Origin of the sequence: Agriterribacter sp. (assembly GCF_035497235.1) — a bacterium.
Taxonomy (GTDB): Bacteria; Bacteroidota; Bacteroidia; order Chitinophagales; family Chitinophagaceae; genus Agriterribacter.
Window position 1 is genome coordinate 103,867 of the sequence record NZ_DATJEB010000052.1, and the last position, 17,694, is coordinate 121,560.

Sequence of the window (17,694 nt, forward strand, 5' to 3'; positions counted from 1 at the left end):
GAAGGAGGCTATCAGTAATCAGCCATCAGACTTGAGCTATCAGCAAAAGCAACCTGCTCCCCATCTCAAATTTTAGATCTCAAATTTTAAATCCCCTACTTCGACAAAATAGTTAATTCTGTTCTCCTGTTTGCCGCTTTTCCTTCATCGGTAGCATTATCGCTTACCGGTTGGGCTGCGCCAAAGCCTTTGTATTGCAGTCGTGAACTTTCTATACCCCTGGTAATCAGATAATCCACTACTGCTTTTGCCCGGTTATTGGAGAGCGTAAGGTTGTCGGCTGCTTTACCCGTATTATCGGTATGCCCGCCGATGAGTATGGTAATGTCCGGATTATCATTCAGCAATTCTATTACACGATTTAATTCGGCAATGGATTGCTGTTTCAACTGAAACCGGTTAACATCAAAAAAAATATTGTTCAGCACAACAGATGCATTAGCTGCTATGGGCTGCAGACCAATATCAATAGTATAAGTAGAGTCCGGCGTTTTTTGGCTGAAGGGAAAATTTTTAGAATAAAATAAATAGCCTTTCCGGTTCACATTAAACGCATAATCCTTGCCCAATGGCAGTGTAATGAGGTAATCGCCGCTTTCATTGGTTTGCACTTTTACCAGGATTTGCCCCGAACCTATATCAATTAATTCTACCGCAGAAGGTAACCCTTGCTTGGTTATACTGTCAAACACTTTTCCCTGCACCCATAATGTTTTGTTGGGGCGTATATCTTCCCGCATTTCAAATGTATAAATATCCAACCCTCCGCGGGTATCCGCCCTGTCGCTGGCATAATAGGCCGTTTTACCATCTGCCGCCACCACCAGGCTGCCTTCATTTTCGGTAGTATTAATAGGATAACCCAGGTTCTCTACATTGCCCCAGGTACCATCACTTTGCTTTCGCGTAACAAACAAATCATCGCCTCCATATCCTGTCAGTCCGTTTGAAGTAAAATACATGGTTTGATTATCCGCATGAATAAAAGGGCAGCTTTCATCGCCTGCAGTATTTATTTTAGAACCCAGGTTTTCAGGTTCGCTCCAGCGCCCGCTGGGCATACGTTTGGAAACATACATATCTTTACCGCCATACCCGCCCGGGCGGTTACTGGAAAAATACAGCTCCCGTTTATCGGGCGACAGGCAGGGCGAAGATTCCCAGAATTCCGTGTTTACCGGTTCCCCTATATTTTCCGGGGTGCTCCATCCTTTTTTAGTAAGCGATGAAAAAAACAGGTCGCAGCTTCCCAAACCTTCAGGAAAATTGCAGCCTGTAAAAACAAGCCATTCCCCATCCTGCGAAATATTTTGTGCTCCTTCATTAAAATTACTATTGATATCTCCGTCAATTCCTTTAGCTTTTGACCACTGATCGTCTTTACGGTCGCTAACGAAAAAATCTTCATTGCGTCCCTTTACCCGCCTGGTAAATACCAGGGTTTTGTCATCTATGGTAACAGAAGGGTAATATTCCAGATCGGCAGTGTTGATGCTGTCGCCAACATTAGCCGGAGCAAAAACATAGTTTGTAGTATTGTGCGCTTTATCGTATTGTACGGCAAATTCAAATGACCGCTTCCGGTATGCCCCTGCTTTGCGGCTGGACTCATTAAGATTGGGATTCGTTAAAAATTCATTCACCGCATGCAGGGCATATTCAAACCGCCCCGCTCCCGCCAGGTTAATGGCGTAGGGTAATTTATAATCCTTTGTATATTCAATGTCCATTGCAAAGGCCTGTTCATACGCTGCGGTGCAACTGTCATAAAATTTCATCTCCCCGTATATGCCCGCTTTGGTGAGCCAGGCATCTACAAAGCGTTTGTCTGTTTCAAGCGCACGGTTTATAAATTGGATAGCTTCCCTGTAATCGCCATTTTGTGCCTTGTCGAGTCCAAGGTTATAGAAGTTCACCGCTTTTTTATTTATTTTCCCGGGATTATACTGCTGGGCGAAAGCCGCAGTGCAACACAGGCAGATACTAACCAATATAGCTATACGATTCATCATTATTACAGGTAAGAAATGATAACGAAGCTATTCAAAATTTATTCCGCAGTATAGAAGAAAATGTTAATGGCAGTTTTATCGCCGGGAGGCGATAGAATAACGTGTGGGGTGAACCTGCCTGGTAGTCAGAGACAGATTGTATAACAACTTTTTCTGTTGGTCACTTTTTTTGCGGAAAAAAAGTGACCAAAAAAGCCCCGCCCGCCTGAACGATGCTTAGCCGGGCAGGGGTGAGGGACAAAAAACCTGTAAGCATGCCGGAATGTGTATTCCATGCAAATCTTACAGGTTCTGAAAAAATATATGAAACTTTATTATTTTTTCTTTTTCTGACTTTTAGGAGCGAAAATAATCATCATACGTTTGCCCTCCAGCTTAGGCAATCCTTCGGGAGCACCTGTATCTGAAAGCCTTTCCGCAAACTTCAGCAATAGCAGTTCTCCCCTTTCTTTAAACATAATAGCACGTCCTTTAAACTGCACGTATGCTTTTACCTTATTGCCATCTTTTAAAAAATCCTCAGCATGCTTGGCTTTAAAATTAAAGTCATGCTCATCTGTATTAGGCGTAAACCGGATTTCCTTTACTTCAGAAACTTTGGAGTTGGCTTTCATTTCCTTCTCCTTTTTCTTCTTTTCGTAGAGGAACTTATTATAATCAATGATCCTGCATACAGGAGGGTCCGCATTGGGAGAAATTTCTACAAGATCCAGTCCCTGCTCATTGGCAAGCTTTAAAGCATCCTGGATGGAAAACACGCCTACTTCCACATTATCACCCACCAGCCTTACCTGGGGTACCCTGATCATGTGGTTAGTGCGATGCTCCTGCTGTTGTTCTTTTCTGAAACGGGGGTTGAAATTACCCCTGGTAAATTGCGGTCGTGGTGGAAATGCCATTTACGATTTTTAAAGTGATACTCCTTTTCAGGGAGGTTTTAATTGTTATTGTTAAAATTTGAAATAATCTGTTTAACTGATATTCAATGAGCCCTTATGCCCAGGTTATTTCTGCCTTCTTACCCCTTACCTCTTACTTCTCTATTCCGACACCCTGTTCTTTATTTCAATAATGGTTTCTTTAATAAAATCATCCACTGCTTTTGTACCTGTATCGCCTTTGCCCTGCCTCCTTACCGCTACTTTATTTTCATTTACTTCCTTCTCTCCCACCACCAGCATATAAGGTACTTTGGCCAGTTCGGTATCGCGTATTTTTCTACCTATTTTTTCAGGCCTGTCGTCAATCTCTGCACGAATATCTGCATTTTTCAATGATTCTAAAATATTTTGTGCGTATTCCATAAACTTATCACTAATGGGTAAAATCTTTACCTGCAGCGGCGCCAGCCACACCGGAAATTTGCCCGCATAATGTTCCAGCAAAAACCCGATAAAACGTTCATGGGTACCCAGTGGCGCCCGGTGAATGATAAGGGGTATTTCAGGAGCATTGTCTTTATTGGTAAATTCAAGTTTAAACCGCCTGCCCTGTGCAAAATCTACCTGGTTGGTTGCCAAAGTAAATTCACGCCCGATAGTGCTCCATATCTGCACATCAATTTTAGGGCCGTAAAAAGCGGCTTCATCCTGTACTTCTACAAAGGGGGTATTGGTACGCACCAGCACATCTCTTACCAAAGCCTCCGTTTCTATCCATAGTTCCGCTTCGTCCACATATTTTTTTCCCAGTTTGGAAGGATCATGCAGGCTGAGGCGCATAACATATTTTTCTATACCAAAAATCTTAAAATATTTCAGGTACATTTCATTTACGGCCTTAAACTCATCATAAAACTGTTCCTTGGTGCAGTAAATATGCGCGTCATTCATATGCAGGCAACGCACTCTCATCAGGCCAAACAGTTCACCACTCTGCTCATAGCGGTAACAGGTTCCGTATTCTGCCAACCGATAGGGCAGGTCTTTATAACTCTTGGGTTCCGCCGAAAATATTTTATGGTGATGCGGGCAATTCATCGCCTTCAGGTAGTATTTGGTACCATCTAATTCCATAGGCGGGTACATGCTATCCTGGTAATAGGGCAAATGCCCGCTGGTAAGATACAGGCTTTCTTTAGCAATATGCGGCGTAACCACTCTTTTATAACCCGCTCTTTCTTCCGTGTCTTTAGCTAATTTTTCAAGCGCCTCAATAACAATAGCACCATTGGGCAGCCACAAAGGCAGTCCGGGCCCAATATCATCATCAAAAGCAAAAATGCCTAATTCTTTTCCCAGCTTGCGATGATCCCGCTTTTTTGCTTCTTCCAGCATGTGCAGGTATTCATCCAATTCTTTTTGATTGGGAAAAGTAATACCATATATGCGGGTAAGCTGTTTGTTTTTTTCATCGCCTTTCCAGTAGGCGCCGGCAATATTGGTAAGCTTAATAGCTTTTATTAAACCGGTTTGAGGAATATGCGGACCGCGGCACAGATCGGTAAACCCGCCCTGGCTGTAAAAAGTGATGTTGCCGTCTTCGAGGTTCTGCAGGAGATCGAGCTTGTATTCATCACCCTTCTCTTCAAAATATTGTACAGCATCCGCTTTTGAAATTTCCTTACGGATAAACGGGTTACCCTGCTTTGCCAGTTCCGTCATTTTTTTTTCGATGGCAGCCAGGTCTTCTTCACTTACTTTTCTGTCGCCCAAATCCATATCATAGTAAAAGCCATTTTCAACCGGCGGACCTACCCAAAATTTTACACCGGGAAATTGGGCTTCCACGGCTTCGGCTAATAAGTGCGCGGAGGAATGCCAGAAAGTAGCTTTACCATCTGTTTCATTCCAGGTAAGTAATTGCAACGTGCTGTCGTTGTAAACAGGGCGTTCGGCATCCCACACCTGCCCGTTAACCCTGGCGGCCAGCACTTTCTTTGCCAATCCCTCACTGATAGACTTTGCAATATCCAATGCAGTAGTGCCCGGTTGATATTCACGTACCGCGCCATCCGGAAAAGTAATTTTTACCATATTTTATTCCTCCTGTTCCTGAAAAAGAGTGCAAATTTAACGAACTATTGGCGTATCATTTCATTTCACAGGGCTATTTCCTTAGTATTGGGGGTATTTTTGCTGAATAAAAGTTTTATATGCAATGAAAGACTGGTTTCTGCTGATTTTTTTATTGATGGGTTATCACGGTATAAGTCAGGATATCAACGGACAATGGAGGGGAACATTCAATTCGGTCAATAACAATATTGTTGCCGGAGAGGGAGACACGGAATATGTGCTGGAACTGTATATTAAAGGAGAAAAGGTTACCGGCTATTCGTATTCTTATTTTAATTACCCGGAGAAGCGATACTATGTGATATGCAGGCTGGATGGCACTTATGACCCTTCCAGTAAATCGGTAATCGTAAATGAAGAAGAAAGGATCAAAGGCAATACGCCGCCAACCTGGGGCGACTGCCTGCAAACCCATATCCTTACTTTTTTAAAGCAGGGCAGCACTGAAAAGTTAGTAGGCAGATGGCGAGGATACCGGCCGAATGACTGCGGCACAGGCAGTACCGAACTGGAAAGAAAAACCCTGACCAGGGTTACCACACCAAAAACTTCGCCACCAACGGCAAAAAGAACCACTCCGTCCACCACAAAAAGTAAAACTATCCCACAGCAAAGTCTTACACAAAAACCTAAGACCGGTTCTCCTTCCACTCACAAACCGGCTCCCCGAAAAGATCCCCCGGTTGTAAAAAAACAACCCGTAAAGCCTGCACCTGTAACACCCGGTAAAGCAGTTATACCTCATACACCGCAAAAGGTAGAAGACGCTGCCCGGTTGGGCTTACCCGATATTAGTACGCCCGTTCTTCCGGGATACGCCAAAAGAAGTAAAAATATACTGAAGACCGTGGATATCCCTGCAGATGAAGAATTTAAGGTAGACTTTTATGATAACGGAGAAATTGACGGCGATACCATATCTGTTTTTTATAATAATAAATTACTATTGTCGCGCCAGCGTTTAACAGATAAACCGCTTTCTCTAAAAATAAAATTAGATACTACCCGCGAAGAAAATGAACTGGTAATGTATGCGGATAATTTCGGAGCCATCCCTCCCAATACTGCTTTAATGGTGGTAACTGCAGGCGGCAAACGTTATGAAGTATATATTACCTCAACGGAAAAATCAAGCGGAACCATACTTTTTAGAAGAAAGGAGTGATGGGGGATCACCTATTTGAGATTTGAGATTTTAAATTTAATATCTAAGATTTTAGATTGCATTTATCTTCGGATCTCGATATTCCCTCTCTTTTCACTTCTCACCTTTCACCTGGTTGCTTTCTCCTTCAGATTTCATTACAGATGCCACAATAACATGAACCGGAGTTTATTTCTAATAAAACAATAATAGCCCATATCATTACGTTGAAATAAAACAATTTTTGAATTAAATTGTCGTAACAAGCACCCATTGTATCAATTCCTAACTATTATGAAAAAAATCTTCCTTATCACCGCCTGCCTGCTGGTTACCATTGCTTACGGACAAAGTAAAAAATTTCAATTCAAGATGGGTACCGAATATGGTTTACCCAAAAAAGCAGCGGACCTTTCTTTTTTTGGAAACGAGAAGGACGGAATTGTAAACCTGTCATTAAAAAAGGATGAGCTTTATATTACCCGCTTTAACCCCAAAAACCTGGTACAAACCGGGGAAAAGGTGATAGAACTATCTGATGCCACCAAAAACATGAACAGTGAAACGGTAGTGGACTTTAACCAAAAATATTTTTGGCTAAGAAGCGACTGGGACAAGAACACTCAAAAAGAAATATTATATGCCACTTCAATAGATGTAAAAAATGGAAAAATAAGCGATCAGAATCAAAAAATAATAGAGACGCCTAAACTAGCCGGGGATGCGGTAATGACGGGTTTGTACAGGTATAAGAAAGTAAATAAATTTGATTTTAATTTTGATGCAGACCATTCTAAGTTATTAGTAAGCTACAGGGTAGCTCCGGAATCAAAAAATGACAAAACCAGTTTTGATAAAATAGGCATCCATGTTTTTGACGAGAACCTGCAGAAAATATGGGGTAACGAATTTACCATGCCCTATACAGAGGCGAGAATGGACAATGCGGATTTTTCCATTGATGCTAAAGGCAATGCCTACCTGCTGGCTAAAGTATACGACTCGGAGACCAGGAAGGAAATTGATAAAGCCACCGGTAACCCCGGCTATCATTTAGAAGTATTTAAGTTTACGAAGGATAACAAACAGGTTATCCATGCAACAGTGTCTGTTGATGCGTTTTTTATACGTGAATCAACGCTTATTGAAAACGCTCTGCATGATATGATCATAGCCTGTACGTATAGCAAAAACGCCAAAAACAAAGGAACGGAAGGCGTTTTCCTGGGCATACTCAATACAGAAGGAAAAGTTGATGGCTATCTGAAAGGTCATTATAAATTTCCCCTATCAGAACTGGAAAAATTTGAATCAGCCCGGAAACGCCGGAAAATGGAGAAGAAGGATGATTATGAAATCCCAAACTTAACGGTAAGGGACGTAGTAGTTGAAAAGGATGGCAGTGTGTTTTTGGCTTGTGAGGAATATTACATTATGCAAAAATCCAGGATGGATGGAAACGGCCGTTTTACCTACTATACTACCTATCACTATGAAGATATACTAGCCACCAAAATAGATGCTTCCGGAAATTTTCAATGGATAAAAAAAATACCCAAACGCCAGGAAGGCAGCAGAGGCAGGGGAACAATGGGTTTTAAGCTAATCAGCGATGCTACAGGATATTATTTTTTATACCTTGATAATTTAAAGAATCTGCGTCTTGCCGAAGACGAAACGCCAGCCAAACATGTTGACGGACTGGGCGGACAGGTGTTTGTAAGCAAGCTGGATAATAATGGTAACATATCCAAAGAGCTTGTATTTAACACGCGGGAAGAAGATATCATGATCTTTCCTTCTGAGTTCAGCAAAATTAACGACAAGCAATTTATAGGCAGGGCAAAACTTAAAAAAACGCTTTTTAAACCCCTGCTCATTACGGTAAACTAAGCCTGCTCCCCCGCAACTTGTAACTTGTACCCCCAGGTATTACTTTAGCCTTTCCAAAGCCTCCTTTGCGGCTGTAAAATTTTTATCCATTCCCAGTGTTTTTTGATAATACAGTGTCGCTTCCGCTTTATTTCCCAGCGCTTCCTGGCATCTGCCCGACTGGTAATAGGCTTCTGCAAAAGTGTTGCTCACCTGTATAGCACGCTCAAATACCTGTAACGCTTCAGTATAACTTTGCTGGTCGTACAGCAGCAAGCCTTTTTCAATATACGCCTCTAAAAAAGTGTAATCATTTTTAATGCATTCATCAAACGCTTCAAGGGCTTTTGCTTTATTATTGATATTGGAATAATACAGCCCTTTAATGAATCTTGCCTGCGAAGCCACCCGGGGTTCTTCCGCCAGGTTAATGATTTTATCGGCAATGGTAAGCGCTTCCGGCTTTAGCTGGCTGGCATACACTGCAGCCAGTTGTAATAAAGGTTCCGCAAACATGGGCGCTTGCTGAACAGATTTTTTTAATGCAGTAATGCCGCTAACCGTATCGCCACCCTGCAAAAAAATGGCTCCGCGCCTGTACCACAACCCGGCATTTGAACTGTCAATACCCAGCAGGGTATCATTCTGTGTAAGCGCTTCTTTAAACCGGTTGTTCTTTAACAGTTCATCCATTAAAAGATAACGAAGCCCGGCAGAGTCGGGTTTTGCCCTTACCGCCTGCTGTAATTTCGCTATGGTTACCGATGGACCTTCATCCTTAGCTTCAGCATTATTGTTATTTCCGGGAGCAGTATTGCATGCAGAGAAAAAAATTGAAAGTAATAAGACTAATATACCAATAGAATTAGACGTATAACTCGAAAACATAAATGTAGCTTTTGTTAAAGCTAACTTATAATTATTATTCATTTTAAAACGAGGTTTAAAGGATATTTTTCTTTTTTGCTTGCCCAAAAAAGAAACAAAAAAAGGCACACGAAAACCCAGCCTGCCGCCTGTCCGGATGAGCCGTTCGGACGGGGCTGGCAAGGATTACTGCCCGTTTTCGTGCTTGTTCCCTGATGTAGCTTTTGCACTTCTGTAACTTCAACAGTACCAAGTTTGTTGCAGGCATCAGGTACAACCAGCCAACTTAAACCAATTCCTTTTTACGTGGTATAGAAGAAGACAATGAATAAATTAACGATGCAGTGCCACTGCAACACTGATAATAACAATTGTTCAAACAAAACCACTATCTATAAAAACAATTTCACTACTTAAACAACCAATCCTACATACTAAACCACCTGGTCTTCATATTGCATGTATTTTTCAATAGCCGTGTCGTATTTTTCCTTCCATACTTTTATTTCGCCCCAGCTTTTTCCATCCACTACTACTTCACTTCCGGTAACCGCACCAATTTTGCTAAATGCCGTACCAGCGGCTTTCAGCTTTGCTTCCAATGCAGGAGCCTGCGCCTCGCTAACGGAAACCACTACCCTGCTTTGCGCTTCGCCAAACCAGAAGGCATCGGGCCGTACTGCTTTATCTGTGTTCACGCTAAATCCTATATCGCGGTTAAACCCGCTCTCGCAAAGCGTAACAAACAACCCGCCTTCGCTAATGTCGTGCGCCGATGCAATGAGCCTGCTTTTAATCAGTTCGCTAACAGACTGCTGTAAACGATACTCTTCCTCCAGGTTAAAATGCGGTGCGGGCGAATATTCCACGCCATGCAGCTTGTGTATGTATTCGGAAGAATTAATGTCGTTGCGGCTTTGTCCTACTAAGTAAATCAAATCACCGGGCTGTTTAAAGTTGAGCGTCATTTTATCGCTAAGGTTATCCAGCAATCCCACCATACCAATGGTTGGCGTAGGATATACCGCGCCTTCAGGACTTTGATTGTAAAAACTCACGTTGCCACCGGTTACAGGCGTATCAAATTTTATACAGGCTTCACTCATACCCTTAACAGCATACACAAACTGGTAATATACTTCCGGATCATAAGGATTGCCGAAATTAAGGCAGTTGGTAACGCCTAAGGGCGTACCGCCGCTGCATACAATATTTCGTGCCGCTTCGCTTACCGCAATCATACAACCTACAAACGGATCGGCAAAAACATAGCGGCTGTTGCAGTCTGTAGTAACCGCCAGGCCCTTGGTAGTTCCCTTTACTTTAACTACCGGCGCATCGCTGGGCGCATTGGTGGAGGTATTACCCGTACCCACCATGCTGTCGTACTGGGTATATATCCAGCGCTTGGACGCGATATTGGGAATGGTAATTATTTTTTCAGCCACGGCTTTCAAATCGGCAGGAACCGGTATGGTAGCGGCATCAAAAGCTTTCACCTTACTCAAATAAGCCGGCTCACGGTATTCCCTTTCATATACCGGGGCGCCGCCACCCAATACTAAGCTTTCGGCAGGGAGCTCGGCTTCTAACTGATCATGCATATAAAAGCGGAGCATACCATCGGTAGTTACTTCTCCTATCTGCGAACAGGGCAGATCCCATTTATCAAAAATGGCCAGCACCTCTTCTTCCCTTCCTTTTTTAACGATCAGCAACATGCGCTCCTGGCTTTCACTCAGCAGTAGTTCCCAGGCTTTCATGCCCGATTGCCGCGTAGGTACATTATCTAAGTTAATGCGCATACCCACGCCGCCTTTGGCGCTGGTTTCGGCGGTAGAACAAATGATGCCGGCCGCGCCCATGTCCTGCATACCCACTAAGACGCCGGTTGGAATAAGTTCTAAGCAGGCTTCTAATAATTTTTTCTCCTGGAAGGGATCACCCACCTGCACAGCGGGGAGGTCTTCCACACTGCTTTCTGTAATATCAGCCGAAGCGAAAGCCGCTCCGCCCATTCCATCTTTGCCGGTTGCCGAACCTACAATAAATACAGGATTGCCTTCGCCTTCCGCGGTGGCGCTTACGGTTTGTCCGGCCCGCACCACGCCCACGCTCATGGCATTTACCAGCGGGTTGGTATGATAGCAATCTTCAAAATATATTTCGCCGCCTACGGTAGGCACGCCAAAGCAGTTGCCATAATGGCCGATGCCGTGTACCACGCCGTTAACTAAGTGCTGTGTTTTTTCTTCCTCAATATTGCCAAAGCGCAGCGAATTGAGCGCCGCGATAGGCCTTGCGCCCATCGTAAAAATATCGCGGTGGATACCCCCCACGCCGGTAGCTGCACCCTGGAAGGGTTCAATAGCCGATGGGTGGTTATGGCTTTCAATTTTAAACACGATGCCCCAGCCATCGCCAATATCTACCAGGCCGGCATTTTCCTCCCCTGCCTTTACCAGCAGCTTAGCGCCCTCGCGGGGGAGCGTTTTTAGCCACTTAATAGAGTTTTTATAGCTGCAATGCTCGCTCCACATCACAGAGTAAGCGCTTAGTTCGGTAAAGTTGGGAGTGCGGCCCAGTATCTTTTTGATCATCTCAAATTCTTCCGGTCGCAGCCCCAGTTTTTCGGCTGTTTCAACTGTTATTTCCATATATAGTTATATATCAAAGTAAAGGAAGCGGCGAAATTACGAAATGGCAGCGGGATTTATGACCGGGATTGCGGGATGTTGGTATAACCGGGATAAATGTGGAGAAGAAGGGAGTTTTTTGGGACGGGCTGGGGTGCTTATGGGCATTGGGCGAGGGTGTTTATCAAACCAGCGTTGAGAGAAGGCAAGTCGCGCCGGGGTCTTCATCAAAAGCCGGTGCGGGGAGCCATGAAGCCCTGGCGCTGCAAAAAGTTAAGCAAGAGGAGGTTCTGTAAGCAAAAATTTAATAATTCTTCAATTCACCGGGGTCTCACACTTCACACAATTGCTCAGGCTGTGAAGACCCCGCTGGGAAGAAACTGCACGTAAAATCCGCTTTAAAATGGCTTCAACACCATCAGCACAATAATGATCAGGAAGATCAGATTCTCGATCCGTTCAAAAAAGAACAACCTCCCGGCCAATACATCATATTCCTCCGGGATTTTATCGTCATTATGGCTTTTCAATAATATTTTAATGGGCTTCGATCTTGGTGATAAAATAACCGGTCCGAATGCCAGTGCAATGATGAAGAGCACCAAACTGGTGACATACCATCCCATTTGAAATAAATACGGACGAATTGCGCCCATCGTTACACCCGAAAGGAGCAGCAGTGTTCCGCCAACCATCACGAAATGGTGTAACCGGTTCCGGATGAGGTAAGCATGTTTTAACTCTGCCATTGTTTTTGCCTTTGTCACAATATAAATCATAACAAAGCCCGGCCCCATACCCAAAATGGCAGAAAAAACATGGATCAACAAAAGAAAATTATAAAACGTCATGATCTAAACTTACAGCTTTGCAATATTACCCGGCTTTACAAACATATCCTAATGATGGCAAGGCCTGTAATACAGTAAATATTTTTTTGCTAATTTATTACAGATTTAGATCAACAAACGGTATGAAGGGAGATAATGTGATACTTTTGCCATTATGCCATTCCGGTTTTACAATCCTTTCGAAAATTTACATCTTAACGACAGCACCTGCTTTCTTACAGGCGTGGATATTATACACCCAGACGAAAATATTACCGTTTTCCCTGCCTGGATACTTGACCGCTTTCTGCTGAGAGATCAAAAATTTAAAATGATAGATCAGGTAACTTCTGTTTTGTACGGAGATCTGAAGTTGCCATGTTCCGCCAAAGTAGCCAAGGCTTTCAACGACCTGGAATTTAAAATCCAGGAAGCTTTTAATAACGGCTATGATGGGGTACAGTCCATATCGTCTGAAAACCTGTTTTTATGGATGGGTAAAATAGTATATGGTGTTTTGTATCATGATTTGCTTCTTGAAAAGACAAGACTGCAAAAGCAGGATAAAGTATTCCGGCTTTCATCCCGTTTAAAAGAACGGTTTGGTTTGTTTCACCTGATGCTCCAGTCCCTGGTATCGCCTGTTACATTTAAAGCGCTAAAGCCCTGGAGTATTTCTATTGTGAAATTGAAGTATTCAAAGGATATTTTTAATTACCGTGATGATCCTGTCAAATTGATCTTCTCTCTTGGCATGAATGGATTTGGACTTACAGCCTGTCTTCAGGATAGCGGATTAGTAAAGCAAACCCAACAGGATATGCTGGATAAGATAAACGGCGCGGTTTTGCATCCTATTCAATTTGAGGAATTAAATGCAAGGTTCTTTTATTCCAGTTATCTTTTGCATTACCAAACAAAATATAATATTGAAACCCATGATACAGGCGTTTCCATTGAAGCACTACCGGCAACGGCCGATGCCGGTAAAACCCTGTTTGGTGAATGGGATGATAATATGTTCGCGCAGGTTTTGGCAGGTCACTGGGAACCCTGGGGCCTTACAAAAAAAGATATTATTACATTTCCCAATGATCCTATCAGCTTCCTGGAAAATAATTATACGCATACGTTCATAGCCCCGGGTTCAATCAATCTGCCGTACTAAAAAGAGGGTATATTATGCCGAACGAAGTCTCTCACCCGCGCTGGTCGTAGCAAAAGTAATATGCATTGGCTGACCAGTAAAAAGACTGCACAACTTATTTCATATAGCGGGAGGTCTGGCTATTCACAAAGCAGCGCTGTCAAACATAGACCAGTGCTGGGTAATGGCTAAACAGTTGTTTTGTAAAGTGAACAATGTTTTTAGGTGTATAGTAGTTCTTCTTCCTCAAAAAAATAATATTATTAAATTTAGAGTAGATCATTAAATCATTCTTGATGAAAAAAATAGCTTTGCTGATTTTTTTATTTGCAGTAATGCTGTGCTCATGTATTTGAAAAAAAAGCCACAAACAACTGAAAATGGTTTGCCGTTATTCAACTATCTTTTTAACGAAGCATATGACATTACTAATCCTATGGACACAGTAATTGAAGGAAAGAAATTTAAATATGGATATATAAAGAAAAGTTACAAAGATCGGGTGCCGATAAGAACTGAAAGAATAACTTTCGAATATGTGATTACCGGAGAGATAAAAAAAAGTAAATATTATCAATCATTTGATTCAAGTCTGTAGCCCCATATGTAATCAGAATATTCAACGTTTATTGTCGCAATATGATTTGCTTCAAGTTTTCGGTATTGTATCAATGATATTTTCCGGCCATGGTTCGTGTCTCACGAATCACTACCAGCAACGACAAACAAAAAACCAAAGAGTTTCGTAAATTGAGTGAGTTATAAATTACCTAGAAGAACGCCGGAAGTCCTATAATCCGTATTGGCAGCGGCGGGCGTAATGAAACGGGATTTTAAGGCGTTTTACTTTTTCTTTTTCAGTGCAGCAGCACGGATCCGGATCTGAAATTCCGGTTCGTGAGACACGAACCGGGGTGGAAGATTCCCCCAAGCAGGCGCAAGCGTCTCGCTTGTGCTTCGACAAAATCTCATAGATTCACTCCTACATCGGAATGACAAGCAGAAGTAACTATGATGAACTGTAGTACTAATGCCGGGCATTACACCACTGCCTGTCATGCCGACCTAAGGAGGCATCTGCCTGACCACTTCTTTGGCACCATCTGTGCGAAGCCTCCCCAAACTTCGTACATCGTATATTCTTCCGGCTATTCACAAAGCAAAGCAATGTTACTAAACCTGTACCAGCACGGATAGTAAATAATGGAATTAAAACCATATCATAATAAACAACCGGCATTTTCAGGAATTTCTCCCATTATTTTAAAAGTTACCAAAATTTGGTAACTTTACAGGAAAATAAAAGCTATGGGACGAAACACTTCTGTATCATTGGGAGATTACTTTGAAGATTTTGTTGACACCAGGATTTCAGAAGGACGTTACAAAAATGCAAGTGAAGTAATACGTGCAGGGTTACGCCTTTTGGAAGAAGAAGAAAACAGGGTAACCGCATTGAAAAACGCGATCCGGGAAGGAATTGCCAGTGGAATCGCAAAAAAATTCAATTCAAAAAAACATTTAGAAACTTTAAAAGCCAATAAACGAAATAATGGCTAAATATTTTCTAAGTAATAAAGCTGTTGAAGACCTCACGAAAATTTGGGATTACACCTATGAAATATGGTCAGAAAGTCAGGCAGACAAATACTATGAATTTCTGATTGAGACCTGTAAAGACATTTCTAAAAATCCAACTATTGGAAAATACTATCCAGAAATAGCAAATGAAATCTTGGGATTCCGGGCTGGTAACCACATTATATTTTACCTTAATACAAAACCAAAAGAAATTGAAATTTTAAGGATTCACCACGGAAGAATGGACCTGAAAAACAAAATTGATGAATAAAAATACTCACCGTGGTTCGTGTTTACGAGCCACTACTCATTCTTCACCCCCACTCGCGCTGGTCTATAGCAAAAGCAATGCGCATTGGCTAACCAGTGGCGCTACTTAAAGTTCTATCACAAAATAATCCGGTTATAGGTTATCCGGACCGGTGAGACAGGAGCCCGGGCATAAACCAAGCAGAATTTTCTATCCAATTATTTGAAGTTATACACTTGTAACCTAATATTGCGTTTAACCTAAAACCCCTTTTATGAAAAAAGCCATTTTCTTTATAGCGCTTATTATCTATGTACACAGTGCGTCTTCGCAAAGCTTTCTGCATGGCGCCGGAATAGGTTTTTTAGTTTCCGATCCTTCGTCTCCTTATGTAAAAACAAAAGTATTTGCCACGCTTCATTATTATCCCCAGGTAGCCTTTGTAGAAACTGAAGCCTTCTCCGTTTCAGCCGGCGTTCCCCTAACCGTTGGATTAACCGGAACATACAATGCCAGCTTTTCAAGCAGAGGCGACTCTTATGAAGAAAATACATTGTTAGGACTGATTCAGATTCCTTTAATGGTAAATTTTAATGGGGGTGCAGGTTCTTCTAAACAAAATGAGCAAAGATTTGGTTATTTTATAGGCGGCGGCTTTGGCTACCACTCAACAGGAATAGACGAGTTACTTATGACAGACGCACTCGGCAATGAAATAGGCACAAAAAAATATTATGCAAAAGGATTTGGCCCGGCGGCTAATGCGGGCATTCGTTTTGCCGTAGGCTCCCATCAAAAAAATATTGAAGTACGTTTTTCTTACATGAAAGGACTTAAGGAATTCAAACCTTCCATGTTTGGCTTAAATGCCGCATTTAATTTCTAAAAGAACTTAATTTATATGTATCTCCCCCCGGGGAGGCCGTGTCAAAAGGTCCGGTGTAGAAGATATGCCACAAAGGCTCAAACCTGCCTGCCGGCAGAGACGCAAAGTCCATATCTGCAGGATTTGTTTTCTTCGTGTTTTCGTGCCTGCCCGTCCGGTTCAGGCGGGCCTTCGCGGCAAAATATTACTTTTAAAACAACCCCCTATTATACATTTCACAATCTACCTGTCCACAGGCAAAACAAAAAAATCTTTTGGTCTCCTTTTTTTATTGGGCTTAATTTGCGGTTTTGCAGGCAGCTATGGAAAATAGCTCTATAGCAAATAAACAAATACATAACAATAAAAGGGAGGATAAACAGCTTGAATACTATACTAAGCATTGGGATCGTTGGCTATGGCAACCTGGGAAAAGGTGTTGAAATGGCTATTAAGCAAAATCCGGACATGGAGCTGGTGGCTATTTTTACAAGAAGATTACCTGCTGCATTAAGCAGCACGTCAAAAATAGTGGCTATTGATCAGATAGAAGATTACAAGGGCAAAATTGACGTAATGATCCTTTGCGGGGGATCTTTAAAAGACCTGCCGGAGCAGGTGACAATGGTTTCAGCAATGTTTAATACCGTTGATAGCTTTGATACACATGCAAAAATACCGGCGTATTTTAAACAGGTTGATGAATCGGCAAGCGCTAATAAAACATTGAGCCTTATATCTACCGGCTGGGATCCGGGATTGTTTTCACTGGCAAGGCTGCTCGGGCAAAGTATTTTACCGCAAGGGGAAGATTATACTTTCTGGGGTAAGGGTTTGAGCCAGGGTCATTCCGATGCGGTAAGACGCGTTCCCGGTGTTAAAAACGGCGTTCAATATACTATACCTATAGAAACGGCAATGGAAAAAGTGCGCTCGGGTGAAAACCCCCAACTTTCCACATCCGAAAAACATCAGCGGGTTTGTTATGTTGTTGCACAGGAGGATGCCGATTTGTATAAAATAGAAAATACCATCAAAAAGATGCCTCATTATTTTGATGCGTATCAAACCACGGTTCATTTTATAACCGAAGCCGAACTTAAAGCCAACCATTCCAGTATGCCGCATGGAGGTATTGTATTCCGTTCCGGCATTACCGGAAACGGATCAAAACAAAGAATTGAATTTAGCCTGACCTTAGAAAGCAATCCCGAATTTACCGCCAGCGTTTTAGTGGCGTACGCAAGGGCGGTGGGAAAAATGGCAAAAGAAGGCCAAACAGGCGCCCGAACCGTGCTTGACATTCCTTTGGGATATTTGTCTTCAAAGTCGCCTGAAGCGCTTCGCGAATCTTTATTATAATTACACCTGATACCTAATACCTGATACCCACCCACAGGTAAGTGCCGGATGGGGTACACCAAAGATTTGATTAATTTTATGCTTTGCAACAACATGCTTAAACCTGCTTTA

14 protein-coding genes are annotated in these 17,694 nt (G+C 42.4%); 8 read left to right on the forward strand and 6 right to left on the reverse strand.

Features of this window, described 5'->3' with window-relative positions:
* Positions 1-95: 95 nt before the first annotated feature.
* The 3 genes from VL121_RS18680 to thrS form a co-directional block, all read right to left on the reverse strand.
* Positions 96-2,012, reverse strand: coding sequence for an OmpA family protein (locus tag VL121_RS18680; RefSeq protein WP_325408126.1), 1,917 nt, complete (start codon positions 2,010-2,012; stop codon positions 96-98).
* A gap of 314 nt (positions 2,013-2,326) precedes the next feature.
* Entirely contained in the window at positions 2,327-2,911 is a 585-nt protein-coding gene (infC, locus tag VL121_RS18685) for a translation initiation factor IF-3 (protein ID WP_325408127.1), read from the reverse strand.
* 141 nt (positions 2,912-3,052) lie between these two features.
* Positions 3,053-4,987, reverse strand: coding sequence for a threonine--tRNA ligase (gene thrS / locus VL121_RS18690; protein WP_325408128.1), 1,935 nt, complete (start codon positions 4,985-4,987; stop codon positions 3,053-3,055).
* 124 nt (positions 4,988-5,111) lie between these two features.
* Here thrS and VL121_RS18695 point away from each other — a divergent pair, with 124 nt between their 5' ends.
* Both VL121_RS18695 and VL121_RS18700 read left to right on the forward strand, forming a co-directional pair.
* Entirely contained in the window at positions 5,112-6,194 is a 1,083-nt protein-coding gene (locus tag VL121_RS18695) for a hypothetical protein (protein WP_325408129.1), read from the forward strand.
* A gap of 273 nt (positions 6,195-6,467) precedes the next feature.
* Entirely contained in the window at positions 6,468-8,066 is a 1,599-nt protein-coding gene (locus VL121_RS18700; protein ID WP_325408130.1) for a hypothetical protein, read from the forward strand.
* Between the two features lie 39 nt (positions 8,067-8,105).
* On the opposite strand, the gene VL121_RS18705 is transcribed toward VL121_RS18700, so the two are convergent.
* The 3 genes from VL121_RS18705 to VL121_RS18715 form a co-directional block, all read right to left on the reverse strand.
* Complete coding sequence (locus VL121_RS18705; RefSeq protein WP_325408131.1) at positions 8,106-9,095, reverse strand: tetratricopeptide repeat protein; 990 nt, start codon at positions 9,093-9,095, stop codon at positions 8,106-8,108.
* 251 nt (positions 9,096-9,346) lie between these two features.
* On the reverse strand, positions 9,347-11,569 hold the full coding sequence (gene purL / locus VL121_RS18710) for a phosphoribosylformylglycinamidine synthase subunit PurL (RefSeq protein WP_325408132.1): 2,223 nt from the start codon (positions 11,567-11,569) through the stop codon (positions 9,347-9,349).
* 377 nt (positions 11,570-11,946) lie between these two features.
* Entirely contained in the window at positions 11,947-12,399 is a 453-nt protein-coding gene (locus tag VL121_RS18715) for a DUF2269 family protein (RefSeq protein ID WP_325408133.1), read from the reverse strand.
* 154 nt (positions 12,400-12,553) lie between these two features.
* Here VL121_RS18715 and VL121_RS18720 point away from each other — a divergent pair, with 154 nt between their 5' ends.
* The 6 genes from VL121_RS18720 (at position 12,554) to VL121_RS18745 (ending at position 17,583) form a co-directional block, all read left to right on the forward strand.
* Positions 12,554-13,546 (forward strand): hypothetical protein, encoded by a 993-nt coding sequence (locus VL121_RS18720; protein WP_325408134.1) that lies wholly within the window; start codon positions 12,554-12,556, stop codon positions 13,544-13,546.
* 325 nt (positions 13,547-13,871) lie between these two features.
* Positions 13,872-14,123, forward strand: coding sequence for a hypothetical protein (locus VL121_RS18725; protein ID WP_325408135.1), 252 nt, complete (start codon positions 13,872-13,874; stop codon positions 14,121-14,123).
* 710 nt (positions 14,124-14,833) lie between these two features.
* Positions 14,834-15,085: a type II toxin-antitoxin system ParD family antitoxin gene (locus tag VL121_RS18730; RefSeq protein WP_325408136.1), complete on the forward strand. Its 252-nt coding sequence runs from the start codon at positions 14,834-14,836 to the stop codon at positions 15,083-15,085.
* Positions 15,078-15,377, forward strand: a complete 300-nt coding sequence (locus tag VL121_RS18735) for a type II toxin-antitoxin system RelE/ParE family toxin (protein WP_325408137.1) — start codon at positions 15,078-15,080, stop codon at positions 15,375-15,377. The genes VL121_RS18730 and VL121_RS18735 overlap by 8 nt, the downstream gene beginning before the upstream one ends.
* Positions 15,378-15,630: 253 nt before the next feature.
* The gene (locus VL121_RS18740; RefSeq protein ID WP_325408138.1) at positions 15,631-16,242 is read left to right on the forward strand and encodes a hypothetical protein; all 612 of its coding nucleotides are present in this window, start codon (positions 15,631-15,633) and stop codon (positions 16,240-16,242) included.
* 363 nt (positions 16,243-16,605) lie between these two features.
* A complete protein-coding gene (locus tag VL121_RS18745) occupies positions 16,606-17,583 on the forward strand; it encodes a diaminopimelate dehydrogenase (protein WP_325408139.1) in 978 nt (325 codons plus the stop codon).
* Positions 17,584-17,694 lie beyond the last annotated feature (111 nt).